20 protein-coding genes and 1 tRNA gene are annotated in these 25,557 nt (G+C 62.3%); 14 read left to right on the top strand and 7 right to left on the bottom strand.

All coding sequences use genetic code 11. The features are described from left to right. Positions 1-37: 37 nt before the first annotated feature. On the top strand, positions 38-730 hold the full coding sequence (locus EFQ99_RS27795; RefSeq protein ID WP_126924399.1) for an AprI/Inh family metalloprotease inhibitor: 693 nt from the start codon (positions 38-40) through the stop codon (positions 728-730). Between the two features lie 24 nt (positions 731-754). Here EFQ99_RS27795 and EFQ99_RS27790 read toward each other — a convergent pair whose 3' ends face one another. Continuing rightward, positions 755-1,462, bottom strand: coding sequence for a hypothetical protein (locus EFQ99_RS27790; RefSeq protein WP_245441594.1), 708 nt, complete (start codon positions 1,460-1,462; stop codon positions 755-757). Positions 1,463-1,701: 239 nt separating this feature from the next. Here EFQ99_RS27790 and EFQ99_RS35185 point away from each other — a divergent pair, with 239 nt between their 5' ends. Both EFQ99_RS35185 and EFQ99_RS35180 read left to right on the top strand, forming a co-directional pair. Next, a complete protein-coding gene (locus tag EFQ99_RS35185) occupies positions 1,702-1,860 on the top strand; it encodes a hypothetical protein (RefSeq protein ID WP_164736453.1) in 159 nt (52 codons plus the stop codon). A 64-nt stretch (positions 1,861-1,924) separates the two neighbouring features. Further along, positions 1,925-2,062, top strand: coding sequence for a hypothetical protein (locus tag EFQ99_RS35180; protein WP_164736452.1), 138 nt, complete (start codon positions 1,925-1,927; stop codon positions 2,060-2,062). A gap of 31 nt (positions 2,063-2,093) precedes the next feature. Here the strand turns inward: EFQ99_RS35180 and EFQ99_RS27785 are convergent, their stop codons facing one another. Continuing rightward, positions 2,094-2,450: a hypothetical protein gene (locus EFQ99_RS27785; RefSeq protein ID WP_126924398.1), complete on the bottom strand. Its 357-nt coding sequence runs from the start codon at positions 2,448-2,450 to the stop codon at positions 2,094-2,096. A 225-nt stretch (positions 2,451-2,675) separates the two neighbouring features. Further along, positions 2,676-2,751: transfer RNA gene (locus EFQ99_RS27780), tRNA-Thr, on the bottom strand. Positions 2,752-2,958: 207 nt separating this feature from the next. On the opposite strand from EFQ99_RS27780, the gene EFQ99_RS27775 reads away from it, so the two are divergent. Genes EFQ99_RS27775 through EFQ99_RS27765 form a run of 3 tightly spaced genes read left to right on the top strand, consistent with a single transcriptional unit; the run spans position 2,959 to position 5,291 of the window. After that, on the top strand, positions 2,959-3,732 hold the full coding sequence (locus EFQ99_RS27775; RefSeq protein WP_126924397.1) for an NAD kinase: 774 nt from the start codon (positions 2,959-2,961) through the stop codon (positions 3,730-3,732). A 4-nt stretch (positions 3,733-3,736) separates the two neighbouring features. Then, the gene (locus EFQ99_RS27770; RefSeq protein ID WP_126924396.1) at positions 3,737-4,237 is read left to right on the top strand and encodes a hypothetical protein; all 501 of its coding nucleotides are present in this window, start codon (positions 3,737-3,739) and stop codon (positions 4,235-4,237) included. Between the two features lie 34 nt (positions 4,238-4,271). After that, entirely contained in the window at positions 4,272-5,291 is a 1,020-nt protein-coding gene (locus EFQ99_RS27765) for an alpha/beta hydrolase family protein (protein WP_126924395.1), read from the top strand. Positions 5,292-5,346: 55 nt separating this feature from the next. Here EFQ99_RS27765 and prfB read toward each other — a convergent pair. The 3 genes from prfB to EFQ99_RS27750 form a co-directional block, all read right to left on the bottom strand. Next, positions 5,347-6,478 (bottom strand): peptide chain release factor 2 gene (gene prfB / locus EFQ99_RS27760; protein WP_126924394.1). Its coding sequence is split into 2 segments (ribosomal slippage): positions 5,347-6,408 and positions 6,410-6,478, totalling 1,131 coding nucleotides; the frame shifts between segments, so codons are not numbered across the junction. A 100-nt stretch (positions 6,479-6,578) separates the two neighbouring features. Further along, on the bottom strand, positions 6,579-9,038 hold the full coding sequence (locus EFQ99_RS27755) for a penicillin-binding protein 1A (RefSeq protein WP_126924393.1): 2,460 nt from the start codon (positions 9,036-9,038) through the stop codon (positions 6,579-6,581). 360 nt (positions 9,039-9,398) lie between these two features. Continuing rightward, complete coding sequence (locus EFQ99_RS27750) at positions 9,399-10,658, bottom strand: N-acetylmuramoyl-L-alanine amidase (RefSeq protein ID WP_126924392.1); 1,260 nt, start codon at positions 10,656-10,658, stop codon at positions 9,399-9,401. Here EFQ99_RS27750 and EFQ99_RS35175 point away from each other — a divergent pair. Both EFQ99_RS35175 and EFQ99_RS27745 read left to right on the top strand, forming a co-directional pair. Beyond that, positions 10,573-10,830 (top strand): hypothetical protein, encoded by a 258-nt coding sequence (locus EFQ99_RS35175; protein WP_164736450.1) that lies wholly within the window; start codon positions 10,573-10,575, stop codon positions 10,828-10,830. The genes EFQ99_RS27750 and EFQ99_RS35175 overlap by 86 nt on opposite strands. Positions 10,831-11,281: 451 nt before the next feature. Beyond that, positions 11,282-14,164, top strand: a complete 2,883-nt coding sequence (locus EFQ99_RS27745; RefSeq protein ID WP_126924391.1) for an Rne/Rng family ribonuclease — start codon at positions 11,282-11,284, stop codon at positions 14,162-14,164. A 227-nt stretch (positions 14,165-14,391) separates the two neighbouring features. Here EFQ99_RS27745 and EFQ99_RS27740 read toward each other — a convergent pair whose 3' ends face one another. Continuing rightward, positions 14,392-16,050 carry an acyl-CoA dehydrogenase family protein gene (locus tag EFQ99_RS27740; protein ID WP_126924390.1) on the bottom strand — a complete coding sequence of 553 codons (1,659 nt, stop codon included), beginning with the start codon at positions 16,048-16,050 and terminating at the stop codon, positions 14,392-14,394. Positions 16,051-16,228: 178 nt separating this feature from the next. Here EFQ99_RS27740 and EFQ99_RS27735 point away from each other — a divergent pair, with 178 nt between their 5' ends. From EFQ99_RS27735 to rnr, 6 genes are all read left to right on the top strand, one after another. Next, positions 16,229-17,185, top strand: coding sequence for an aspartate carbamoyltransferase catalytic subunit (locus EFQ99_RS27735; protein ID WP_126924389.1), 957 nt, complete (start codon positions 16,229-16,231; stop codon positions 17,183-17,185). After that, the gene (locus tag EFQ99_RS27730) at positions 17,182-18,471 is read left to right on the top strand and encodes a dihydroorotase (RefSeq protein WP_126924388.1); all 1,290 of its coding nucleotides are present in this window, start codon (positions 17,182-17,184) and stop codon (positions 18,469-18,471) included. The genes EFQ99_RS27735 and EFQ99_RS27730 overlap by 4 nt, the downstream gene beginning before the upstream one ends. Positions 18,472-18,512: 41 nt before the next feature. Beyond that, entirely contained in the window at positions 18,513-19,133 is a 621-nt protein-coding gene (gene plsY / locus EFQ99_RS27725) for a glycerol-3-phosphate 1-O-acyltransferase PlsY (RefSeq protein WP_126924387.1), read from the top strand. Then, a complete protein-coding gene (dprA, locus tag EFQ99_RS27720; RefSeq protein ID WP_126924386.1) occupies positions 19,133-20,275 on the top strand; it encodes a DNA-processing protein DprA in 1,143 nt (380 codons plus the stop codon). Before plsY ends, dprA begins: the two co-directional genes overlap by 1 nt. Positions 20,276-20,523: 248 nt before the next feature. After that, positions 20,524-23,172 (top strand): type I DNA topoisomerase, encoded by a 2,649-nt coding sequence (gene topA / locus EFQ99_RS27715; protein ID WP_126924385.1) that lies wholly within the window; start codon positions 20,524-20,526, stop codon positions 23,170-23,172. Between the two features lies 1 nt (position 23,173). Next, the gene (rnr, locus tag EFQ99_RS27710) at positions 23,174-25,546 is read left to right on the top strand and encodes a ribonuclease R (RefSeq protein WP_126924384.1); all 2,373 of its coding nucleotides are present in this window, start codon (positions 23,174-23,176) and stop codon (positions 25,544-25,546) included. The last annotated feature ends 11 nt before the right edge of the window (positions 25,547-25,557 follow it).

Genomic DNA, 25,557 nt, shown 5'->3' with positions numbered 1-25,557 from the left:
GTGGTCCACAGGCGGACCGGACAAAGGGGGAATTGTCATGATCCGTTTCGTTCTTCGGCTCGCCGCTTCGGCGGCGACGCTCCTTATCTGCGGCGCGGCATACGGGCAGGACATCGATCCCGATATTATTAAGGTGCAGGCGGGAACCTATCTCGTGGCCCCTCAGGACGGTGCAGCCGGATGCCGGATAACATTGGAAACCGATATGGCGATCGGCGGCCATTCGCTTTCCGGCCAGGATTCCTGCGCCAAACCGATGCCGACGCTTGCCGAAGCCGCTGCCTGGAATTTCGACGGCAATGGCGGCATCATCCTGATCGATGCGACGCGCAAGGTGCTCGCCCGCTTCGTCGAGAACGAGGGCTCTCCGATGAAGACGGAAGACGGCGTGCCGCTCCTGCTGATCGCAGCGCCTAACGGCATCGACCGCCTGCCGACCTTCGGAAGCCTTGCCGGGACATGGACGATGCAAAGGCCGGACGGCGAAAAGCTCTGCGGCGTCACGCTCAAAGGAAATGCCGAGGCGGATGGCAATGCGCCATTGTCACTTTCCGGTGACTGCGCTGCCAACGTCGCCACGCTCAAGCTCGCGGTCTGGCATGTCGAGGGGTTCGGCCTCACATTGATGGGCCATGATGGTTCATCGCTTGCCTTCGACATGCGTGCCGACGGCAATTTCGACAAGTCGAAGGAGGAAGGCGGCAAGCCGCTTTCACTCGTGCGCCAATAGTTCGAAAATGACGGCGCGGCCCAATCAGCTCGGTGTCAGGCAGGCGGTCGCTTCGCCCATCGGCTTGCGCGCCATATCGCCGGCCGCATAGGCCAGCTCGACTGGATAGACGATCACGCTCGGCAGTTTTTCAATTGCCTCGGCGTTCTCAGGACTACGCTTCATCTCCGCCTTGTAGGCGGCGGCACAGTCCGGCAATTGCTTTGGCTGCAGACCGGTATCGTCGCCGATCGCCTTCGCACAGGCAGCGCTCTCCATATAAAGCGAGCAGGAAGCCGTGTAGACGCGGCGGAAATCGAGGGTCAACTTCCCCTTCCCGCTCGTGATCGCGGCAAAACCATCACCCTCAAGGGAATCATTGAGCAGCCGCTCGCCCGTCGCCGCATCATAGACGACGAACGGCAACCCGCCGTTCCATCCGTCAGCAGCGCGGAAAAAGACGAAACCGCCGCTGACGCCCATGACATAACCAGCGGTGTCATCCTCGATCACCCGCTCGCGCTCACCGGCGCGCTCGCAGGGCGCGTCGGCCGCGAGCAGCGCCAGCTTTTCAGCGCCGACCTCCCCGAGATCGACCTCTTTAACTGTGAAGGTGGGATAACGGCTGCAGGTGATCTTCGGCTTCGCATCGGGGTTAAGTTCGTCCCTGGGAAGTGGCACGACGTCCACTTTCACCGGCCGGTCGAAATGCGCTGCGATTTCCGATGCACCGGCAACAGAAATGAATGCCACTACGATAACCAATGAAGTGACCGCCCGTTTCATCATATTCCCGCCTCCCCCAATGTTTCCGGTATCTCTGACACGGTTCGAGCCGGTACGACAGATGGAAAGCGGCGGCCGCGATCGCGCAATGCTTGGTCAATGCCGGGAGAAATCGATTTTTACCTTGGAAAGATGCTCCGGCGCACTATGATCGGACGACGGCCGATTGTAGCAACCGATCAGAGGCAAGGAGGAGCATCCGCCCCATGGCCATTCGACCACTGATTTTCGGTGTCCTCTTCATCGCGGTCTTCGTGGGGATCATTCTCAGCATCATATGGGTGGATACATCGCACCCCATCCACCAGCCTGATCCCCTGTCGCCAACAGCGCCCGGCCCTGCGACGCCGGGAACGATGCAATAGGACAGGCAGGAACGCGGACCACCATCACGCGTTAATCCCGTAACCGAACGAGGATTGAACGCCCATGCGCATAATGATTGCCGTCATCGCCTTCATGGTCGCCTCCGTGCTCAGCATAGCGATGCTGTCGCCTTCCGGCGCCGGCCAGACCGGCAATGGCGACAGGATCGAAGCGAGCGTCAACGAACCTGTCACCCATTGAAATAATGGCCCGGATGATCCGGGCCATAACGTCAGCCGCGATAGAGCCAGAACGGCATGCCGCGATCGCGGTCGCGCCACTCGCGACGCTCCTGCCAACGCTCGGCACGCCACCGCCGCCAGTAACGGTGATCATCGCGCCAGTCGGACCGGCGCCAATCGCGATCATCGCGCCAGTCGGACCCGCGCCAATCGCGCTCATCGCGCCAGCCACGGTCGTCACGGTCGTCACGGTCGCGATCACCTCGCCAGCCATCACGAATTTGAATGATATCGCCTCGCGCCGTTACCGCCGGCCGCTCGGCCGACATGGCAACCGCCGGGGCGACGGATGCGAGAGCCGCACCGACGGAAATGGTTGCGGCGAGAAAGAGATGTGCGAGCCTCATGGCTGTTTCCTCATTTGATGATGAGGACAAGATAAGCGGGCGCGGCTGAATTGGCGCTGAAGCAGTGCTTCACACGCGGTTCATCAAGCGATGCGGGCTATTTGGAATCTGCTGGTACGATCGCGCGAAGCAAGATCGAACCTAAGATTTGGAAAGGCGCTATCGCGGGGAAAAGATGGCGTTGCTCTCTTCGGCTCGCCGAGCCGAAGCTCATAGAGCGTAGGCTGGTGCCCCCGGCAGGGTTCGAACCCGCGACCCCCTGATTACAAATCAGGTGCTCTACCAACTGAGCTACAAGGGCAATAGCTGCCCAACTAACAGATTCTGCGATTCTGTAAAGAAAAAATCCATTCCTGGGGACTGCAGCCTGCGCTAAGCGGCAGCTATCGGTCGCCCGCTTGACCTATTGTGGTTGACGATCGGCATCGACCAAAAGCTCCCAATGCGAAAGTCCTTGTCGCACCAGCCCTTTATCCTTTAGCTAGAACAGCTTCACAAAGGGCATTGCATGGGCCGTTCATTTCAGACGCTTTCCTTTCTCGCCTCGCCGTCGATGGAGGCGCTCGCAGCACGCGAAGAGTTGATTCGCATCTATGGCGACGTGCCGGCTGACGAAGCCGACGTCATCGTCGCGCTCGGCGGCGACGGTTTCATGCTGCAGACGCTGCACGGCACCATGAACTCAGGCAAGCTGGTCTATGGCATGAATCGCGGGTCTGTCGGGTTTCTGATGAACGATTACCGCACCGACAAGCTGCAGGAGCGGATCTGTGTGGCCGTCGAAAACGCCTTCCGGCCGTTGAAGATGACGACGGCCAATGCCGACGGCACCAACACGACGGCGCTCGCCATCAATGAAGTCTATCTGTTCCGCCAATCCTATCAGGCCGCCAATCTGAGGGTCGTGGTGGACGGGCGCGTGCGTCTGGAGGAACTGATCTGCGACGGGCTGATGGTGGCGACCCCTGCCGGGTCGACAGCCTATAATCTCTCCGCCCATGGACCGATCCTGCCGCTCGAGGCGCCGTTGCTCGCCATGACGCCGGTCAGCGCTTTCAGGCCGCGGCGCTGGAGGGGCGCGCTGCTTCCGAACAAGGTGACCGTCGATATCGACGTTCTCGAGCCGATAAAACGGCCGGTGAATGCGGTGGCCGACAACACCGAGGTCAAATCGGTGCTGCATGTCCGCATCGCCCAATCCGAGCATATGACGGCGCGCATCCTTTCCGATCCCGACCGCTCGTGGTCCGACCGTATTCTCGCCGAGCAGTTCAAGGATTGAGACGATGGCAATGCGACAGATATTGATGACAACGGTTTTTCTTCTGGGATGGTCTGTAGCAGCCGCCCCGGCACAGGATGCCATCCTGCCGGCATCGGTGATTTTTGCGACCAGCACCGGCTATTGGGAGGACGACGGCAAATCGCCGGCGGTCGAGCGGGCGCCCACCGCCGAGGCTGTCGCCAACCCCGAGGCCGCGCAGCGCCACGGCTACTACAAGCTGTTCGCCGTCCGCCAGGCGGACAGGACCTCGAAGATCTATCTGCAGCAGATTGCCCAGACCGGAACTGATCCGGCGATCGTCTCGACGATCGAACTGCAGGAATTCAGCGACCTGAAGCCTTTCGTCACCGATATCCGCCCCGAAAATTCGAACGGCATCATCAAAGAACCGGGGCTCTTCGCCACCGTCTATCTCAAGACCGATCCCGCGGCAGAGCCGGACGGCTGGACCGTGCTGATCGACGAATTCGGCGATATAACAGTCGAGAAGGCGACCAATTGAACGGTAAGGAACCGTTTGGAGAGGCGCCCGGGAGATGAAACTCGGCTTTCGCGACGGCGTCCTCTACGACGAGAAAAGGTCGAACTGGGACGCAAATGGCCCGAGACCCATCAGTTGGTCCCTGTGGTATCCTGCCGCCGAAGAGGCGCTGGAAAGCGATATCCCGGAAAGAAGCTGGTTCCAGAGGGCGACCGTCGCCCGGGATGCACCCATCCGGCCGGATGCCATACCCTATCCCCTCGTCCTATTATCGCATGGTACCGGCGGATCCGCCGCCGGGCTGGAGTGGCTGGCGCGGCGCCTGGTCCATCGTGGATTTGCAGCGCTTGGCGTCAACCATCACGGCAATACCGGCGGCGAGCCCTATCGCGCCGAAGGCTTCGCCTGTCTTTGGGAGCGGGCGCCTGACCTCAGCCACATGCTCGACCATTCCAACGACTGGCTGGGCGACCTTTCAGGCCATATCGATCCATCACGTGTGTTCGCCGCAGGATTTTCGGCCGGCGCCTATAGCGTCATGCTGCTGCTTGGCGCCATCGCCCGGTTCTCGCAATTCGAACCATCAAGGCTAAAACCGGGTGGCGTGCGCGGCCCAAGGGAATTTCCGGATCTCGCCGATCACATTCCGACCCTGCTTCGCACCAGCGCCGTGTTTCGCAATTCATGGTCGCGCGTATCGAACTCCTATCGAGACGAGAGAATCAAGGCCGCACTCGTCTGCGCGCCGGGTCGATCGATTCTCGGTTTCAGTGAAGAGAGCCTGAAAGCGGTCGATTCGCCCGCCCTTATCCTGGTCGGCGATGCCGACAGGGCGGCGCCGGCTGAGGAATGTTCGTCATGGCTGCATGCGCGGCTGAAACGTAGCGCTCTTAAAATCTTCAGCGGCGGCCTCGGGCACTATGTCTTTCTGCCGGAGGGAACCGGACTCGGCCTTGCCTTTGCGGCCGAGCTCTTCACCGATCCCGCCGGCATCGAGCGCGCGGCCGTTCATGACGAGATTGCCGATCTTTCGGCTGCGCTATTTCAAAGCGGTAACATCACCGGAATAGTCTGAGTGAAAGAAAAGCCCCGTTTCCCGGGCTTTTCAGTCTCGATTCTGCTTCTACCCGTCAGTCGACATCGTCGACCACCGCATCGGCGGCGCCGCTGATTCGGTGGGCAAGTGCCGCTTCCATGAACTCGTTCAATTCGCCGTCGAGCACATCGTCCGGCGCAGTGCTGGCAACGCCGGTGCGCAGATCCTTGACCAGCTGGTAGGGCTGCAGCACGTAGGAGCGGATCTGGTGGCCCCAGCCGATATCCGTCTTCGAGGCGGCTTCGGCATTGGCAGCGTCCTCACGCTTCTTCAGTTCCGCTTCGTACATGCGGGCGCGCAGCATGTCCCAGGCCTTGGCACGGTTCTTGTGCTGCGAACGCTCCTGCTGGCACTGCACGACGATGCCGGTCGGGATATGCGTGATGCGTACGGCCGAGTCGGTGGTGTTGACGTGCTGGCCGCCGGCGCCCGACGAGCGGTAGGTATCGATACGGCAGTCGCTCTCGTTGATCTCGATCTGGATCGAGTCGTCGACAACGGGATAGACCCAGATCGACGAAAAGGAGGTGTGGCGACGTGCGTTGCTGTCGTAGGGCGAGATGCGCACCAGCCGGTGCACGCCCGATTCCGTCTTCAGCCAGCCATAGGCATTGTGACCCTTGACGAGCAGAGTGGCGGATTTGATGCCCGCCTCTTCGCCGTCGTGGACTTCGAGAAGCTCGACCTTGAAACGCTGACGCTCGGCCCAGCGGGTGTACATGCGCAGCAACATGTTTGCCCAGTCCTGGCTTTCGGTGCCACCGGCGCCGGAATGGACTTCGAGATAGGTGTCGTTGCCGTCGGCCTCGCCGGAGAGCATCGCCTCCACCTGGCGGCGCGCAGCCTCGGCCTTTAGGGCCTTCAGCGTATCCTCGGCTTCTTTGACGACGCCATCGTCGCCCTCTTCCTCGCCGAGTTCGATCAACTCGATATTGTCGTTCAGTTGCTGTTCGAGCTGCCTGACGCCAGTAATGCCGTCATCGAGCTGCTGGCGCTCGCGCATCAGCTTCTGAGCTTCGGAGGCGTCGTTCCAGAGGTTCGGGTCCTCTGCCTTGTTGTTTAACCAGTCCAGTCGTCTTATCGCCTGGTCCCAGTCAAAGATGCCTCCTCAGCAGGGTGATAGCCTGCTTGGTTTCATCGACCACGTTTTCGATTTCGGCTCGCATTTTCCTGCTTTTCTGTAACGGTCTTCGTCAAAGCTGGTGAATAGAGACGCCCGCCGCTGAAGTAAAGAGCCGCGGCGGGCGTTCAAAAATTCGATGGGGGTCAGAACAGGCCGGGCGTGCCGGTCTGGACGGCCTGGTTGGCCTGCGGCGAGGTCTTCAGGATCTCTTCCGGCGCCATGGTGCTGTCCATGCCGATGACGGAGAAGCTGTCGGCTGGGCCGGTGCCGGGCTTGAAGGCCTCGATGATCGTGTTCGGATCGCCATCGACGGCGGCCATGCCGGTCTTGCGGTCGATCGGGATCAGATTCATGCCTGATGGAATGACGAACTTCGATTCCGGCATGTCCTTGACGGCAGCCTGCATGAATTCGTTGAAGATCGGGGCGGAGAGAACACCGCCGGTGCCGCCGCGGCCGAGTGGGGCCGGCGTATCGAAGCCCATATAGAGGCCGGCGACCAGATCCGGCGTGAAACCGACGAACCAGGCATCCTTCTCATCATTGGTGGTGCCGGTCTTGCCGGCGACGTCGCGGCCGCCGAGATCGACCTTGCCGGCGGCAGTGCCGCGCTGGATGACGCCCTGCATCATCGAGGTGATCTGGTAGGCGGTCATCGGGTCGAGAACGGTTTCGCGGTTATCGACGACATTAGGCTCTTCCTGGTTCTGCCAGTCGCCGGCATTGCAGCCCTCGCAGAGGCGCTCCTCGTGCTTGAAGATCGTCTTGCCATAGCGGTCCTGGATGCGGTCGATCAATGTCGGCTTGATCTGCTTGCCGCCATTGGCAATGACCGAATAGGCCGAAACCATGCGCAGCACCGTCGTATCGCCGGCGCCGAGCGACATGGAGAGAACCGGCAGCATGTGATCGTAAATGCCGAAGCGCTCGGCATATTCGGCAACGATGTTCATGCCGAGATCGTTGGCGAGGCGCACCGTCATCAGGTTGCGTGAGTGCTCGATGCCCGAGCGCAGCGTCGACGGGCCACCGACTTCGCCGCCGTAGTTTTCCGGCTTCCAGACCTGGCCGCCCGAGACGATCTCGATCGGGGCATCCATGATGACGGAGGCCGGCGTATAACCATTGTCCATCGCCGCGGCATAGACAAAGGGCTTGAATGAGGAGCCCGGCTGGCGCATCGCCTGGGTGGCGCGGTTGAATTCGGACTGGGAATAGGAGAAGCCGCCGACCATGGCGAGCACGCGGCCGGTCTTGGGATCCATGGCAACGAGGCCGCCCTGCACCTTCGGCGGCTGACGCAGACGATAGGAGGTGGAAGCGTCGTCGCCGAGCTTCTCGACATAGACGACGTCGCCAGGAGCGACGGCGCCAACCGGCGACTTCGTCGACTTGCGGGTGCTGTCAGCCGAACGGAAGGCCCATTGCATATTCTTGGCGTCGATCGTGCCGCGCTGGCGCTCAGTCGCAACCTTGCCGCTGCCATCCTTGGCCGGCTGCAGGCCGATGTCGACATTGCTGTCGGAGACGGCGAGCACGACGGCGAGCCGCCACTCCGGCACATCCGAAAGTGCCGGAACATCTGCAAGCGCCTTGCCCCAATCGCCGCTTGCGTCGATCTGCTTGATCGGGCCGTGGAAACCGCGGCGCTCGTCATAGGTGACGAGACCATCCTGCAGCGCCTTGCGGGCAGCAAGCTGCAGCTGCGGATCGAGCGAGGTGCGCACCGAAAGGCCGCCCTCGTAGAGAACCTTCTCGCCATACTGGTCGATCAGCTGGCGGCGCACGGCTTCGGCGAAATAATCCGAAGCGAAGAGCGAGGGGCCGGTCGTGCGGGCGGTGACGCCGAGCGGCTGCTTCTTGGCTTCATCGCCGTCGCTCTGGCTGACATAGCCGTTCTCGACCATGCGGTCGATCACCCAGTTGCGGCGCTCGAGCGCGGCTTCGGGGTGACGGAAAGGATGATAATTGGCCGGCCCCTTCGGCAGCGACGCCAGATAGGCAGCCTCGGCGACGGTCAGCTCGGTGACCGATTTGTTGAAATAGGTGAGTGCTGCGCCGGCGATGCCATAGGAATTCAGGCCGAAGAAGATCTCGTTCAGATAGAGTTCGAGGATCTTGTCCTTGCTGTAGGCCTGCTCGATGCGGAAGGAGAGAATCGCTTCCTTGATCTTGCGGTCGATCGTCTGATCCGAACTCAAAAGGAAGTTCTTGGCCACCTGCTGGGTGATTGTGGAGGCCCCAACCGGGCGGCGGCCGGAGCCGAAATTCTGCAGGTTAACGAGGATTGCGCGGCCAAGGCCGGTGAGATCAACGCCCGGATGATTGTAGAAATTCTTGTCTTCGGCCGAGAGAAAAGCTGCCTTCACGCGGTCGGGAATGGCCTGGATCGGCAGGAAGAGGCGCTTTTCCTTGGCATATTCGGCCATCAGAGCGCCGTTGCCGGCATGGACGCGGGTCGTCACCGGCGGCGCATAGCTGTTCAGAACGGCATAGTCCGGGAGATCCTTCGCGACATTGGCGAGATAGATGGCAATACCCGCCGCCGCGACCAGAAACAGGACGCAGGCCATTCCGAAGAAATATCCAAGAAGTCTAACCATATTTTCAGCTACCGGTCTCTTCGATCTTCAATCGGCGCGGACGCAACGATTGCACAGATCAAGGCAATTTACACGTTGCGCGCGGCTTACTCCATGAGCGCTACCGCCACAAGCCGTTTCCGCGTTCAAGGCTTACGAAACATAAGCCGGAGTAACGGCGCGAATGTGAGGAAAATAGGGCTCTTCCCGCCGCATTCACCGATCCATCAGCGTTTCATCAGCAGTGTCACATACAAGCAACGCCCCTTCCCGCCGCCAGTATGAAGCGCTTGTTCAGGACTTGATTCATGCAGCGCGCCTAAGTGTTTGTTTTTCAGATAAACTGCCGTCTCAAAGCCGCTCCGTATTCCGAGCGGCGGATCAGCCGCCATTCGCCATGACGGCGGTGCGGTATCGCTTCACCGCCTCGGTGAGGAGATCGGCGATCTTGCCCCGCCAGGTCTCGTCGAGAAGCCGTTTCTCGTCCTCGGCATTCGACAGGAAGCCGAGTTCGAGAAGGATCGACGGCACGTCGGGGGCCTGGAGCACGCGGAAGCCGGCATGGCGGTGCGGATTGTTGATGGTGCCGACCTGATCCCTGAAGGAATTCAGTACGCTCTCGGCGAGCGAGATCGAGAAGGCCTGCGTCTCGCGCCGCGTCAGATCGAGCAGAATGTCGGCCACCTCGGGCGGCTCGGCGACCGTCTCCTTGCCGGCGATCTGGTCGGAGAGATTTTCACGTTCGGCGAGGTCGGCGGCGAGTTTGTCGGATGCCTTATCAGAGATCGTATAGACAGTGGCCCCGCGGATATCCTTCTGTTTCAGCGTGTCGGCATGCAGAGAAATGAAGAGGCCGGCATGGTTCTGACGGGCGATCAGCACGCGCTGCGAAAGCGACAGGAACTCGTCGTCCTCGCGCGTCAGGAAGGCCTTGATGCCAGGCTCCTTGTTCAGCCGGTCGGTCAAAGCCTTGGCGAACGCGAGCGTCACCTGTTTTTCTTCGGTCTTGGTATCGACACCGATCGCCCCGGTATCGATGCCGCCGTGGCCGGCGTCGACGGCGATGACGAAATCGCCGGGGGCGGTCTTTTCCGGTGCCGGAATGGCGCTCGTCGTCTGAACCGCCTCGGCCTGATCTTTCCAGGATTGTGTCTTGACCAGGTCGGCAAAGGCCTGCTTGTCGATCATCTCGGCATCGAGCACGAGACGATGACCCTTGCCGGCCTCGTCGGCCTGCACCTTGGCGAGCGAGAGCTTCACCGGCCTTGCCGCCGTCAGAACGATGCGGGCGCTCCCCTCGTCCATCTTGCCGTAGCGGATGTCCTTGAAGAGGCCGCGGGCGGCCAGATCCTTCGCCGGAAACCCGAAGGCGGTCGCCGGCAGATCGACGACGATGCGTTCCGGATTGGCGATATAGTGGACGGAGAAGCGCGGTTCGCGGTCGAAATCGATGACGATGCGGGTTCTGGCGTCATCGCCGATAATGCGCGCGCCATAGGCAAGCAGCGGATCCCGGGTCTCGGCGGAACCCGCGACCTCGGGCAGGAGGCAGGCGGTGACAAGCGCCGCCGCCACAATCCGCCTTGCGACTGTCGATCGCCGCGTTGCGGATTTCGCCGCGATCCGAGCCCTCTTAAACAATAAACCGCCACATCCTATTTATATCGCGATGGACTGGCCGTGGCCGGAGCAGACGCCCTGGAGCGAAACACCTTTGCCACCTGCCGAATCGCAGTCACTTGATCCCCAGCTTCTATGCGTTTCGAAATCCATCAATATTATGGCACATTTGGCTTTTCCCTTGCTATTGTGACAGAGAAAACATACAACGAATTTTAGGGTAGAAGTGCTGACGGGATAGAGTCGCCGCAAGGCTGCCAGCCAGATCAGGACCTGGCGCCACATCGGTCATCGTCCGCCGTCTCATGCGTTTCCACCCGAGAACTGGATCCTGATTTTCCGGCTTTTGTCGGAACTTCATTGGTGGATCAGCCACCACGCTCTCAGGGAGCAAACTCATCGGACCCAAAACGGGTCTTCGTATTTGTCGATCACGCTTGGTTGTTGATGGTTTCGCAGCAGGTTTTATCTGAAGTGTACAGGCCCCGGACCGAAACGGTTCCGGCTGCGGTCTGGCTGCTGCTCTCCTCTTCGCGCCAGGCGCGACTTTCATTATCCGGCGCGGCCACGGTGGACCGCATTCTTTCTGTTTCAACAGCAGTCGGGAATGCGCTCTCGCGGCCACGCCGAGGAGCACAGCTTACATGGCAGACAAAATGCTTATCGATGCGTCTCACGAGGAAGAGACGCGCGTCGTTGTCGTTCGCGGGAACCGCATAGAAGAATTTGACTTCGAGTCTCAGCACAAGAAGCAGATCCGCGGCAACATCTATCTCGCAAAGGTTACGAGGGTCGAACCCTCGCTGCAGGCCGCCTTCGTCGATTACGGGGGCAACCGTCACGGTTTCCTGGCCTTCGCCGAAATCCATCCCGACTATTACCAGATACCGCTCGCCGACCGTCAGGCGCTGCTTCGGGCCGAGGCAGAGGAGCATCGTCGCGACGAGGACGTCGAACACGTCGAAACCGCGCCGATGGTCGACCTTTCGACCCAGGACCAGCCGGATGTCGGCATCGTTCCGGCCGAGGCGCCGGAACCGGCTGCCGTAGCGGCCGAGGCCGCGACGGAAGAGGTTGCTGCGACGGCGGAAGCCCCGGCATCGCCCGAGGTCGCCGAGGAAGCGCCGGCGAAGAAGGCAAGGCCGCGCCGCAGCCGCAAGAAGGTCGCCGAAACGACTCCGACCGAAGATGCCGTTCCGACAGATGTCGAAGCCGCAGGCGCTTCGAGTGTAGATAACGAGGATGACGGTTCGACCGGCGGCACGATGGCTGCAATGGTTGAAACCGACACGATCTCCGAGGACGTCGACACCAACAAGCGTCGCCACGACGATGACGACGATGATGACGATCACGGCGAAGAGGAAGTCATCGAATCCGTCGGCGCCGAAGACGCGATGGAAGAGGTGCCGGACCGTGTGCAGCGCAAGCCGCGCAAGCAGTACCGCATCCAGGAAGTCATCAAGCGCCGCCAGATCCTGCTCGTGCAGGTCGCCAAGGAGGAGCGCGGCAACAAGGGCGCAGCGCTTACCACCTATCTCTCGCTCGCAGGCCGCTACTCGGTGCTGATGCCGAACACAGCGCGTGGCGGCGGCATTTCCCGCAAGATCACCAATCCGCAGGACCGCAAGCGCCTGAAGGAAATCGCCCGCATGCTCGAAGTGCCGCAGGGCATGGGCGTCATCCTTCGCACGGCCGGTGCCAACCGCACCAAGGTCGAAGTGAAGCGCGACTTCGAATATCTGATGCGTCTGTGGGAGAACGTGCGCACGCTGACGCTTGCCTCCACCGCTCCCTGCCTTGTTTATGAAGAAGGCTCGCTGATCAAGCGCTCGATCCGCGACCTCTACAACAAGGATATCGGCGAGATCATCGTTGCCGGTGAGGAAGGCTATCGTGAAGCGAAAGACTTCATGAAGATGCTGATGCCGAGCCACGCGAAGGTGGTTCAGCCCTATCGCGACATCCACCCGATCTTCTCGCGTTCCGGCATCGAAGCCCAGCTCGACCGTATGCTGCAGCCGCAAGTGACGCTGCGTTCCGGCGGTTATCTGATCATGAACCAGACGGAAGCGCTGGTTTCGATCGACGTCAACTCCGGCCGCTCGACGCGCGAACATTCGATCGAGGACACCGCTCTTCAGACGAATCTCGAAGCCGCGGAAGAAATCGCCCGCCAGCTTCGCCTGCGCGACCTTGCCGGCCTGATCGTCATCGACTTCATCGACATGGAAGAGAAGCGCAACAACCGCGCTGTCGAGAAGAAGCTGAAGGAATGCCTGAAGAACGACCGCGCCCGCATCCAGGTCGGCCGGATCTCGCATTTCGGCCTGCTCGAAATGTCGCGCCAGCGCATCCGCGCTTCCGTTCTCGAATCGACCACCCAGGTCTGCTCGCATTGCGGCGGCACCGGCCACGTCCGTTCGCAGTCCTCCGTCGCCCTGCACGTGCTGCGCGGCATCGAGGAATATCTGCTCAAGAACACGACGCACAACATCACCGTGCGCACGACGCCCGATATCGCGCTCTACCTGCTCAACCACAAGCGCCAGACGATCGTCGATTACGAAGCTCGCTTCGGCGTGGCGATCATCATCGATGCGGATGGTTCGGTTGGTGCGCAGCACTTTGCAATCGACCGCGGCGAACCCGTCGAAAACCCGGTCAAGATCGAAAGCCTCTTCAACTTCGCAGCCATTCCTGAGGACGATGACGACGATATCGTCATCGAGGCAGATGAGGACGAAGACGAAGAGCTCGAAGAAAAGCCGGCAGCGGCCGAACGTGCTGCCACAGTGCGCTCTGAAGGCGAAGCTGACGGCAACCGCAAGCGCAAGCGCCGCAGGCGCCGTCGCGGCCGCAACGGCAATGCTGAGCAGCCGGCATCAGCCGCGGGCGAAGCCGGCGACGAAGAAGAGGACGGCGAGGACGAGGGTGGCGAAGGCGATGAAAACGCTGCCGCCACGCCCGAAGCCCGTGCCGAAAGCGAGGAATCGCAGCGCCGCAAGCGCCGCCGTCGCGGCAAGCGCGGCGGCCGCCGCAATCGCGCCGAGGACGGCTCCGAACTGACGGCTGATGATGAAGCTGGCGAAGGCAATGGCGGCGACGAAGACGAAGGCGACGATGCTTCGGATGACGTCGCTCCTGCTGAAGCCGAACTTGTCGAGACGATCGCCGAACCGGCTGGCGAAGGCCAGGCCGCAGCGGCGGCTGTCGAAGGTGCTGCCGTCGTCACCGAGGATGTGAAGCCTGCCCGTGGCCGCGGCCGCCGCAAACCCGCCGCAGCGCCGATCGAAGAACCGGTAGCGGAAGAAGCGCCTGTCGTCGAAGCCGAGCCGGAGGTGGTCGAGGCCTCCGCCGATCTCGAGACATCAGCCCAGGAAGAGGCAAAGCCGGTTCGCGCCAACCGCGAATCCAACATCTCCTCCTCCGAGCCGACGGTGAAATCCACCCGCAGCGAAAATGCCGAAAGCGAAGACGGCAAGCCGAAGAAAGCCGGCTGGTGGCAACGCCGTGGCTTCTTCTGAACGCTGATTTTTGGACGTAAATGATAAAGTCCGGCCGTGGCGACACGGCCGGATTTTTGTTTCTGGCGACAAGCGTCCCCGCCGATCCGATCGGACGATGACCATTGTCAACGGTTCTAATTAGCGGAGGCAGAATGCTTCGCCGATCGCACGCCAACTGGCATGGAGCGCTTCGATATCGCCTGGTTCAAAAGGGCGCGTGAAGAGCCATCATCGCCCGCTTCCGGTCAAGCGGCCGGCGGGTAGAGCAGATCGACGATATAGCTGGCGTCGAAGCGGGAATCGAGCATGCCGTAGGTGGAGCGCCAGCCGCCGGCAAGGCGCGTCTCGATGAAGGCATCGGCAATGCGCCCTGCCCCGAGCCGATAGAGTTCGGCGGCGCCGGCCGCAAGCGCCAGTTGCTCGACGAGCAGACGCGCTGCCCCTTCGTCCTGTTCGCAGAGCGCGATTGCGGCGCGCAGCACGTCGATCGTCTTCTTGCCTGCGGGGCCGAGATCACGGGCTAGGCCGGCAAATACCGTTTCGAACAGGTCCTTGCCGCGATTGAGCACGCGCAGCACATCCAGCGCCATGACGTTGCCGGAACCTTCCCAGATGGCATTGACCGGCGCCTCGCGGTAATGGCGGGCGATCGGGCGCTCCTCGATGTAGCCATTGCCGCCGATGCATTCCATCGCCTCGTAGATCAACGCGGGTGCGATCTTGCAGCACCAGTATTTGGCGACCGGCGTCATGACACGGGCATAGGCCGCCTGCTCGGCATTGCCGCGGGCCTTGTCGAAAGCGTCGGCAAGACGGAAGGAGAGCGCCGTCGCGGCGGCGACATCGAGCGCCATGTCGGCAAGCACGCGCGTCATGATCGGCTGGTTGACGAGCATCTTGCCGAAGACGCTGCGCCCGCGCGTGTGATGCACGGCCTCGGCGAGCGAAGCACGCATGATGCCAGACGAGGCCAGCGCACAGTCGAGCCGCGTCAGCGTCACCATATCGAGAATGGTGCGGATGCCGGCATCCGGGCCTCCGAGCAGGAAGCCGAACGTGTCTGAGAATTCCACCTCGGAAGAGGCGTTGGAGCGGTTTCCGACCTTGTCCTTCAGCCGCTGGAACTGCAGGCCGTTGGCGGAACCATCCTCCAGAAGGCGCGGCACCAGGAAGCAGCCCATGCCCTCCTTCGTCTGCGCCAGCATGATGAAGGCGTCGCTCATCGGAGCGGACATGAACCATTTGTGGCCCGACAGCCGGTATATGCCTTCGCTGACCTTTTCGGCCGCACTCCGGTTGGCGCGCACATCAGTGCCGCCCTGCTTTTCCGTCATGCCCATGCCGATGGTCACGGCGGATTTCTGCATCGCAGGCTTATTCGACGAATCATATTTGCGCGACAGGATCTTCGGGGCCCAGTCCTTCTGTACCGCAGGCGAAGCCGACAGTGCTGCAACGGATGCGCTCGTCATGGTCAGCGGGCAGAGATGACCGGATTCCAGCTGCGCCATCAGATAGAAGCGCGCGGCGCGGACCTTGTGAGCCTCATCCTTGGCTTCGGTATCGGCCTGCGGGTCCCAGACGGAGGAATGCAGGCCAACCGACATGGAACGGCGCATCAGCGCGTGCCAGGCGGGATGGAATTCGACAACGTCGAGGCGCTCCCCGCGCGGGCCGTGGGTGCGCAGCTGCGGCGTGCCCTGGTTCGCCATGCGCGCCAGTTCCTGCGCTTCCGGCGAGGTGACGTAGCGGCCCATGTTTTCCAGGTCCTCGCGGATGCCGCGCGGCAACGCCGCCGTCAGATCGACGATCAGCGGATCGGATCGATAGGCATTGATGCCGGACCACAGGCTCGGCTGGTTGAGTTCTGCGAGTTTGTCGTCAGTCCGGTTGGCGGAGGTCATTGTTCGCTTCTAGTGCAAGAACCCGGCAAAAGGAAACCGGAAGTTATGATTCGCTCATTCTGCTCTAGCGGAATTCCGGCGAAAATGCATGGGGACATAAGCCTTTGCCCACAGCGCATGCTTGCCCCGGCGGGCCGCACTCTTTATAGACCCGCCAGAGACAGCAAGAGGCAGGGTCATGGTCTTTTTCCCCCACCGCCACCTCATCGGCATCAAGGGCCTCACCGAGCAGGATATCACCTATCTTCTCGACAAGGCCGACGAGGCCGTCAAGATCAGCCGCCAGCGAGAGAAGAAGACGTCGACGCTGCGCGGGCTGACGCAGATCAATCTCTTCTTTGAGGCATCGACCCGCACGCAGGCCTCCTTCGAGCTTGCCGGCAAGCGGCTCGGCGCCGACGTCATGAACATGTCGGTCGGCAACTCCTCGGTGAAAAAAGGCGAAACGCTGATCGATACGGCGATGACGCTGAATGCGATGCGCCCTGATGTGCTGGTGATCCGCCATTCGAGCGCGGGGGCCGCCGCCCTTCTCGCCCAGAAGGTCTCCTGCTCTGTCGTCAATGCCGGCGACGGTCAGCACGAACATCCGACCCAGGCCCTGCTCGACGCGCTGACGATCCGCCGCGCGAAGGGCAAGCTGTCACGCATCATCGTGGCGATCTGCGGAGACGTGCTGCACTCGCGCGTGGCGCGCTCCAATATCCTGCTGCTCAATGCGATGGGCGCGCGCGTCCGCGTCGTCGCGCCCGCCACCCTCCTGCCCGCCGGCATCGCCGATATGGGTGTCGAGGTCTTCCATTCGATGAAGGAAGGGCTGAAGGATGCGGACGTCGTAATGATGCTGCGGCTGCAGCGCGAGCGCATGTCCGGCGCTTTCGTGCCTTCGGTGCGCGAATACTATCACTTCTACGGGCTCGACGCCGAAACGCTGAAGTCGGCGAAGGAGGATGCGCTGGTCATGCATCCCGGCCCGATGAACCGCGGCGTCGAGATCGCCTCGGAAGTGGCAGACGGCCCGCAGAGCGTCATCGCCGAGCAGGTGGAAATGGGCGTTGCGGTGCGCATGGCTGTTATGGAGACGCTACTCGTCTCGCAGAACCAGGGTCCCCGAACCGATGGAATGATGGCATGAGCAAACCGATCGTCCTCAAGAATGTCCGCATCGTCGACCCGTCGCGCAACCTCGACGAGATCGGGACGATCATCGCCAAAGGTGGCGTGATCCTTGCCGCAGGTCACGATGCGCAGAACCAGGGGGCGCCTGATGGCGCTGATATCCGCGATTGCACTGGCCTTGTCGCAACGCCCGGCCTCGTCGATGCGCGCGTCCATATCGGCGAACCCGGCGGCGAACACCGCGAGACGATCGCTTCGGCAAGCCGTGCGGCAGCCGCCGGTGGCGTCACCTCGATCATCATGATGCCGGACACCGATCCCGTCATCGACGACATCGCGCTCGTGGAATTCGTCAAGAAGACGGCGCGGGATACGGCCGCCGTCAACGTCTATCCGGCAGCCGCTATTACCAAGCGCCTTGCCGGCGAGGAGATGACGGAAATCGGCCTCCTGATGCAGGCGGGAGCCGTCGCCTTTACCGACGCCCATTCCAGCGTCCACAATACGCAGGTGCTACGCCGGATCATGACCTATGCGCGCGAATTCGGCGCTGTCATCTCCTGCGAAACGCGCGACAAATATCTCGGCGCCAACGGCGTCATGCATGAGGGGCTTTTTGCCAGCTGGCTTGGGCTTTCCGGCATTCCAAAGGAAGCCGAGCTCATTCCGCTCGAACGTGATCTCAGGATCGCAGAGCTGACGCGCGGCCGTTATCATGCCGCGATGATCTCGGTGCCGGAATCGGTGGAAGCGATCGAGCGCGCCCGCAGCCGTGGGGCCAAGGTCACCTGCGGCGTCTCGATCAACAATCTGGCGCTCAACGAAAACGACATCGGCGAATACCGCACCTTCTTCAAGCTCTATCCGCCGCTGCGCCCGGAAGACGACCGGGTGGCGATGGCAGAGGCGCTCGCCAGCGGCGCAATCGATATCATCGTCTCCTCGCACGACCCGCAGGACGTCGACACGAAGCGCCTGCCCTTCGGCGAGGCGGAGGATGGGGCGATCGGCCTCGAAACAATGCTGGCGGCGGCCCTCAGGCTTCATCATGGCGGCCAGGTGAGCCTGATGCGCCTCGTTGATGCCATGTCGACCAGACCCGCACAAATCTTCGGCCTCGCTGCCGGCACGCTTAAGCCTGGCGCTGCGGCCGATATCGCACTGATCGATCTCGATGAGCCTTGGCTTGTCGCCAAAGACATGCTTCTCTCGCGATCGAAGAACACGCCGTTCGAAGATGCGCGCTTCAGCGGGCGGGCAGTCGCGACATACGTGTCGGGAAAGCTTGTCCACGCACTCTAGGAAAGGCTGGACTGATAAGCCACGGAGGGCTGAGGGGACATATGCTATCCAATCTCATGTCATGGCAGATCACGCTGCCGATCGCGCTTGCCGCCGCCGTCATCGGCTATCTCTTCGGTTCCATTCCTTTTGGCCTGATCCTCACGCGCGCCGCCGGCCTTGGCGATGTGCGCAGCATCGGCTCCGGCAATATCGGCGCGACCAATGTGCTGAGAACCGGAAACAAGAAACTCGCGGCTGCGACGCTGCTGCTCGATGCGCTGAAGGCATCGGCCGCGGCCTGGGTCGTGGGCTATTTCCTCGGTGAGGAGGCCGCGATCATCGCCGGCTTTTTCGCCTTCATCGGCCACCTCTTCCCGGTCTGGATCGGCTTCAAAGGCGGCAAGGGCGTCGCCACCTATATCGGCACCCTGCTCGGCGTCGCGCCGATCATGGTCCTGCTCTTTGCCGTCGTCTGGCTGGCGGTCGCCTTCACCACCCGCTACTCCTCGCTGTCGGCGCTGGTCGCCATGCTCGTCATCCCCATCGCCCTGTGGATCCTCGGCAACGAAAAGGTAGCGGCTGTCATGGCGATCATGACCCTGATTTCCTACTGGAAACACAAGGCGAATATTTCGCGCCTGATGGGCGGGACGGAAAGCAAGATCGGGGCGAAGGGATAATGGATGCGCTGAGCGCGGCACCAAAAGGCGTTGTGCTGACCGAGCGGCAGAGAATTGCCTGGCTTCGCCTCATCCGCTCCGACAATATCGGCCCAGCGACCTTTCGGGACCTCATCAATCATTTCGGTTCGGCTGAAGCTGCACTCGCGGCGCTGCCGGAGCTTTCGGCGCGCGGCGGCGCCACGCGGGCAATCCGCGTCGCCAGCGAGGGGGAGGCTCATCGGGAATTGGAAGCGGCGCATCGTTTCGGCGCCCGCTTCGTCGGCATTGGCGAGCCGGACTACCCGCAAGCACTTAAGCAGATCGATGGCGCGCCGCCGCTCCTTGCCGTCAAGGGCGCCCTTTCGGCCGCCAGACAGCCGGCCGTCGGCATCGTCGGCTCCCGCAATGCCTCGGTCGTCGGCGCCAAATTCGCGGCAATGGTGGCCCGCGACTGCGGCCGGGCGGGATACAACGTGGTTTCCGGCCTCGCACGCGGCATCGACACATCAGCGCACCGGGCAAGCCTGGATACCGGCACGATCGCAGCCCTCGCCGGTGGCCTCGACCAGCCCTACCCGCCGGAGAATATCGGCTTGCTCGAGGAGATCACCGGCAGCAACGGCTTGGCGGTGAGCGAGATGCCCTTCGGTTGGGAGCCCCGCGCCCGCGACTTCCCGCGCCGCAACCGGCTGATTGCCGGCATTGCGCTCGGCCTCGTGGTCGTCGAAGCGGCAGAGCGCTCGGGATCGCTGATCACCGCACGACTTGCAGGGGAGTTCGGCCGGCTTGTGTTTGCCGTGCCCGGCTCACCGCTCGATCCGCGCTGCCACGGCACCAACGGTTTGCTGAAAGACGGAGCCTCGATCGTCACCGCACCTGCCGATGTCGTCGAGGCCTTGGCGCCGCTTGCGCAATTCGACCTCTTCCCGCCATCGCTGGCGGAAGAACCGGCACGTGACGGCAAGGTGATGACGATGCCGCCCGGCGATTCCGACCGGCACCGTATCATCGAGGCGCTCGGCCCGACACCGGTCGAGGTTGATGACGTCATCCGCCATACCGGTCTTTCGGCATCAGCCGTCTATCTCGTTCTTCTGGAACTCGACATATCGGGCAGGCTGCATCGACATCAGGGCGGCTTCGTTTCGCTTTCCGACTGAAACTTGCGCGATATCGGGAGTGGCTTGGCAAACTGCAGGAGCCGCGTGTCGAATCCGGTGGCTCTACTACCTGGAATAGCATTTCGTCCACAATCTCCCTTCGATTGCACCGTACGCAAGAGGTAAAATTGTAGCAAACCCCTTGACCGCGGCGATTTCCCTGTCCATGTCGGAGGGCCGGTATCCAAGTTGCGGTGTGTGTTGCGCTGGCTTCAACGCCGGCGTAGCTGTTTTTTTAGAGAATCATCATGAATGTTGTAGTGGTGGAATCGCCTGCCAAGGCCAAGACGATCAACAAGTATCTGGGTTCGGGATACAAGGTGCTCGCCTCCTTCGGCCATGTGCGCGATCTGCCTGCCAAGGATGGCTCAGTCCTCCCCGATCAGGATTTCGAAATGCTTTGGGAGGTCGACGGCGCCTCCGCCAAGCGGATGAAGGACATCGCCGACGCGGTGAAATCCTCCGACAACCTCTTTCTCGCGACCGACCCGGATCGCGAAGGCGAAGCGATTTCCTGGCACGTCCTCGACATGCTGAACAAGAAGCGCGTGTTGAACGGCAAGTCGGTCAAGCGCGTCGTCTTCAACGCGATCACCAAGAAGGCGGTGCTCGACGCGATGGCCGACCCGCGCGACATCGACGTGCCGCTGGTCGACGCCTATCTTGCCCGCCGCGCGCTCGATTATCTCGTCGGCTTCAATCTTTCGCCGGTCCTGTGGCGCAAGCTGCCCGGCGCGCGCTCGGCCGGCCGCGTTCAGTCGGTGGCGCTTCGCCTAGTCTGCGACCGCGAATCCGAGATTGAGCGCTTCATCACGGAAGAATATTGGAATATCTCCGCGCTGCTGAAAACCCCGCGCGGCGAGGAGTTCGAAGCGAAGCTGGTTTCGGCCCACGGCAAACGGCTGCCGCCGCGGGCAATCGGCAACGGCGAGGAGGCGAGCCGCCTGAAGGCGTTGCTCGAAGGCGCGACCTTTATCGTCGACTCGGTCGAAGCAAAACCGGTCAAGCGCAATCCGGGACCGCCCTTCACCACCTCGACGCTGCAGCAGGCCGCCTCCTCCAATCTCGGCTTCTCCGCCTCGCGCACCATGCAGGTTGCCCAGAAGCTTTATGAAGGCGTCGATATCGGCGGCGAAACGGTCGGTCTCATCACCTATATGCGAACCGACGGCGTGCAGATGGCGCCGGAGGCGATCGACGCGGCGCGGCGCGCCATCGTCGACCAGTTCGGCGAGCGCTACATGCCGGAGAAGCCGCGTTTCTATTCCACCAAGGCCAAGAACGCCCAGGAGGCGCACGAGGCGATCCGTCCGACCGATTTCGATCGCTCGCCCGACCGTGTGCGTAAATTCCTCGATGCCGACCAGATCCGCCTCTATGACCTGATCTGGAAGCGCGGCATCGCCAGCCAGATGGCGTCGGCCGAAATCGAGCGCACCACGGCCGAGATCACCGCCGACAACAAGGGCGAGAAGGCCGGCCTGCGCGCCGTCGGCTCGGTCATCCGCTTCGACGGCTTCATCGCCGCCTATACCGACCAGAAGGAGGACGGCGAACAGAGCGATGACGGCGACGAGGACGGCCGCCTGCCGGAGATCAATGCGCGCGAGAACCTTGCCAAGCAGAAGATCAATTCGACCCAGCATTTCACTGAGCCGCCGCCGCGTTATTCGGAAGCCTCGCTGATCAAAAAGATGGAAGAGCTCGGCATCGGCCGCCCTTCCACCTATGCCGCGACGCTCGCGACGCTGCGCGACCGCGATTATGTGACGATCGACAAGCGTAAGCTGATCCCGCAGGCCAAGGGCCGGCTGGTGACGGCCTTCCTCGAAAGCTTCTTCACCAAATATGTCGAATACGACTTCACCGCCGACCTCGAAGAGAAGCTCGACCGGATTTCCGCCGGCGAGTTGAACTGGAAGCAGGTGCTGCGCGATTTCTGGAAGGATTTCTTCGCCCAGATCGAGGACACCAAGGAACTGCGTGTTACCAACGTGCTCGATTCGCTGAACGAGGCGCTGGCGCCGCTCGTCTTCCCGAAACGGGAGGATGGGAGCGATCCCCGAATCTGCCAGGTCTGTGGCACCGGCAACCTGTCGCTGAAGCTCGGCAAATACGGCGCCTTCGTCGGCTGCTCGAATTATCCCGAATGTAATTACACCCGCCAGCTCTCCTCCGAAAACGGCGGGGAGGCGGAAGGGGTGGCGCTCAACGAGCCGAAGAACCTCGGCACCGATCCGACGACCGGCGAGGAACTGACGCTGCGCTCCGGGCGCTTCGGCCCCTATATCCAGCGCGGCGACGGCAAGGAGGCCAAGCGCGCTTCGCTGCCGAAAGGCTGGAAGCCCGAAGACATCGACTACGAGAAGGCGATGGCGCTGATCTCGCTGCCGCGCGATATCGGCAAACATCCCGAAACGGGCAAGATGATTTCGTCCGGCATCGGCCGCTACGGGCCCTTCCTCCTGCATGACGGCTCCTATGCCAATCTGGAGACCGTCGAGGACGTGTTTTCGGTCGGCCTCAACCGCGCCGTGACTGTTATCGCCGAAAAGGCGAACAAGGCACCGGGCCGGGGCGCGCGTGGCACACCGGCAGCGCTGAAGACACTCGGCGATCATCCTGATGGCGGCGCCATCACCGTTCGCGACGGCAAGTACGGCCCCTATGTCAACTGGGGCAAGGTCAACGCGACGCTGCCAAAGGGTAAGGATCCGCAGGCGATCACCGTCGAGGAAGCCTTGGCGCTGATCGCCGAGAAGGCGGGCAAGGCGCCTGCCGGCAAGACGGCCAAGGCAAAGGCCAAGCCGAAGGCGGCGGAAGCCAAAACCACCAAGACGGTGGCCAAGCCGAAGGCAACCAAGGCGAAAGCCCCCGCAAAATCGAAAAAGGGCTGACGTGAGCAGGATATCGCGCGACAGAACGAACCCTGCGGGCAAGCGCCCGGGCAAGCTCGGCCGCGCGGGCAAGGATGCTCCCGCCGTCGAGCCGTTGAACATCGTCCACGGCGCGTTGCCTTCGCGCGAGGTGATCCTGCGTTTCATCGCCGATCATCCGCAGAAGGCCTCCAAGCGTGAGCTCGCCAAGGCTTTCGGGCTGAAGGGCGACAGTCGCGTCGAGCTCAAGCACATGCTTCAGGAGCTCGAACAGGAAGGGATGCTGCAAAAAAGCCGCAAGTCGCTGATCCGTCCCGGCGCGCTCCCGCCTGTCACCGTTCTCGATATCACGACGCGCGACAAGGACGGCGACCTGATCGGACGACCGGCGGAATGGCCTGAAGACCAGGGCGTGGCACCCGCCGTCGCGATCCGCCAGCAATCGCCGGCAGGTCGGCAGGGCAAGGGCAAGGCCCCTGTCGCCGGCCTCGGCGACCGCATCCTGGCAAAGATCTTCCCGGCCGTCGATCGCGGCGGTCCTGCCTATACGGCACGCATCATCAAGGTGATCGATAGGCGCCGCGGCGCATCGATGGGCGTCTTCCGCGCAGCGCCTGGCGGCGCCGGTCGCCTGCTGCCGATCGAACGGCGCGGCGAGGAGATGGTGATCGATCCCGAGTTTACCGGCGGCGCCAAGGACGGCGACCTGGTCGAGGTCGAAATCGCCCGCCTTGGCCGCTTCGGTCTACAGCGCGCCAAGGTTCTTTCCGTGGTCGGCTCGGTCGCTTCGGAAAAGGCGATCTCGATGATCGCGATCCATGCTCACGGCATCCCGCATGTCTTCCCGCCTGCGGTCATCGCGGAGGCCGAAGAAGCAAGGCCCGCGACGATGTCGCACCGCGAGGACTGGCGCGACGTGCCGCTGATCACCATCGATCCGGCAGATGCCAAGGATCATGACGACGCTGTTTATGCCGAACTCGACCCCTCGCCCGACAATCCGGGCGGCGTCATCGTCACCGTGGCGATTGCCGACGTCTCCTGGTATGTCCGCCCCAATTCGCCGCTCGACCGCGAGGCGCTGAAGCGCGGCAATTCGGTCTATTTCCCGGATCGGGTGGTGCCGATGCTGCCGGAGCGGATCTCCAACGATCTCTGCTCGCTGAAGGAAGGCGTCGACCGCCCGGCGCTCGCCGTGCGCATGAGCTTCTCAGGGGAAGGCCGCAAGATCGGCCACACATTTCATCGCATCATGATGAAGAGCGCGGCAAAGCTCTCCTACCAGCAGGCGCAGGCGGCGATCGACGGGAATCCGGACGACAAGACGGGGCCGATGCTCGAGCCGATCCTGAAACCGCTCTGGCACGCCTATGGGGTGATGAAGCGCGGACGCGACCGACGCCAGCCGCTGGAACTCGACATGCCGGAGCGCAAGATCCTCCTGAAGCCCGACGGCACGGTCGACCGTGTCTTCGTGCCGCCGCGGCTCGATGCGCACAAGCTGATCGAAGAGATGATGATCCAGGCGAATGTCTGCGCCGCCGAGACGCTGGAAAAGAAGCGCCAGCCGCTGGTTTACCGCATTCACGACGGTCCGACGCTTGCCAAGCAGGAAATCCTGCGTGAGTTCCTCGCCACGCTCGGCATCGCGCTCGCCAAGGGCGGCAACATGCGCGCCAACAGCTTCAATGGCATCCTTGCGAAGGCGGAAGGCACGGCGCACCAGACCATGGTCAACGAGATGGTGCTGCGCTCGCAGAGCCAGGCGATCTACAGCCCCGAGAATATCGGCCACTTCGGCCTCAACCTGATGAAATACGCCCACTTCACCTCACCGATCCGCCGCTACGCCGATCTCATCGTGCATCGCGCCCTTGTCGGTTCCCTCGGCTTCGGCGAAGGCGGTATCACGACCGATCAAGAAGCGGTTCTCGACGATATCGCCGCCGAAATCTCGACCTTCGAGCGCCGGGCCATGGCCGCCGAGCGCGAGACCATCGACCGGCTGATCGCGCATCACCTGAGCACCCGAGTCGGCGAGGAATTTGCCGGCCGTGTTTCCGGCGTTACGAAATCGGGGCTTTTTATCGCCTTGCCGGACTATGGCGCCGACGGTTTCATCCCTATATCTACGCTCGGCACCGACTATTTCATCTATGACGAGGCGCACCAGGCGCTCTCGGGTGAAAGGACGGGGCTTGGCTATCGCCTTGGCGACAGCGTCACCGTGAAGCTTGCCGAAGCGATCCCGCTTGCCGGCGCGCTTCGTTTCGAAATGCTGAGCGAAGGGCGCGAGATGCCGACGGCCGTGCGCTCCTTCCACAAGGCCGGCCGCCGCGACAGGGGCCAGGTTCGCAAGAAACCGGGAACGCGACCTCCGCGCGGGCGCCGCTAGGGATCGGACCC

Source organism: Rhizobium vallis, from assembly GCF_003985155.1.
Taxonomy (GTDB): Bacteria; Pseudomonadota; Alphaproteobacteria; order Rhizobiales; family Rhizobiaceae; genus Rhizobium; species Rhizobium vallis.
Note: the sequence above shows the minus strand (reverse complement) of the source record. Positions and strands in the feature narration are given on the sequence as shown.

Bases quoted from the DNA above. Each gene is read 5' to 3' on its own strand.
- topA (WP_126924385.1), top strand. From the start codon at position 20,524: ATGAATGTTGTAGTGGTGGAATCGCCTGCCAAGGCCAAGACGATCAAC.
- EFQ99_RS27795 (WP_126924399.1), top strand. From the start codon at position 38: ATGATCCGTTTCGTTCTTCGGCTCGCCGCTTCGGCGGCGACGCTCCTT.
- dprA (WP_126924386.1), top strand. From the start codon at position 19,133: ATGGATGCGCTGAGCGCGGCACCAAAAGGCGTTGTGCTGACCGAGCGG.
- EFQ99_RS27745 (WP_126924391.1), top strand. From the start codon at position 11,282: ATGGCAGACAAAATGCTTATCGATGCGTCTCACGAGGAAGAGACGCGC.
- EFQ99_RS27730 (WP_126924388.1), top strand. From the start codon at position 17,182: ATGAGCAAACCGATCGTCCTCAAGAATGTCCGCATCGTCGACCCGTCG.
- EFQ99_RS35185 (WP_164736453.1), top strand. From the start codon at position 1,702: ATGGCCATTCGACCACTGATTTTCGGTGTCCTCTTCATCGCGGTCTTC.
- EFQ99_RS27765 (WP_126924395.1), top strand. From the start codon at position 4,272: ATGAAACTCGGCTTTCGCGACGGCGTCCTCTACGACGAGAAAAGGTCG.
- EFQ99_RS27770 (WP_126924396.1), top strand. From the start codon at position 3,737: ATGGCAATGCGACAGATATTGATGACAACGGTTTTTCTTCTGGGATGG.
- EFQ99_RS27785 (WP_126924398.1), bottom strand. From the start codon at position 2,450: ATGAGGCTCGCACATCTCTTTCTCGCCGCAACCATTTCCGTCGGTGCG.
- EFQ99_RS27775 (WP_126924397.1), top strand. From the start codon at position 2,959: ATGGGCCGTTCATTTCAGACGCTTTCCTTTCTCGCCTCGCCGTCGATG.
- EFQ99_RS35180 (WP_164736452.1), top strand. From the start codon at position 1,925: ATGCGCATAATGATTGCCGTCATCGCCTTCATGGTCGCCTCCGTGCTC.
- EFQ99_RS27755 (WP_126924393.1), bottom strand. From the start codon at position 9,038: ATGGTTAGACTTCTTGGATATTTCTTCGGAATGGCCTGCGTCCTGTTT.
- EFQ99_RS27735 (WP_126924389.1), top strand. From the start codon at position 16,229: ATGGTCTTTTTCCCCCACCGCCACCTCATCGGCATCAAGGGCCTCACC.
- EFQ99_RS27740 (WP_126924390.1), bottom strand. From the start codon at position 16,050: ATGACCTCCGCCAACCGGACTGACGACAAACTCGCAGAACTCAACCAG.
- plsY (WP_126924387.1), top strand. From the start codon at position 18,513: ATGCTATCCAATCTCATGTCATGGCAGATCACGCTGCCGATCGCGCTT.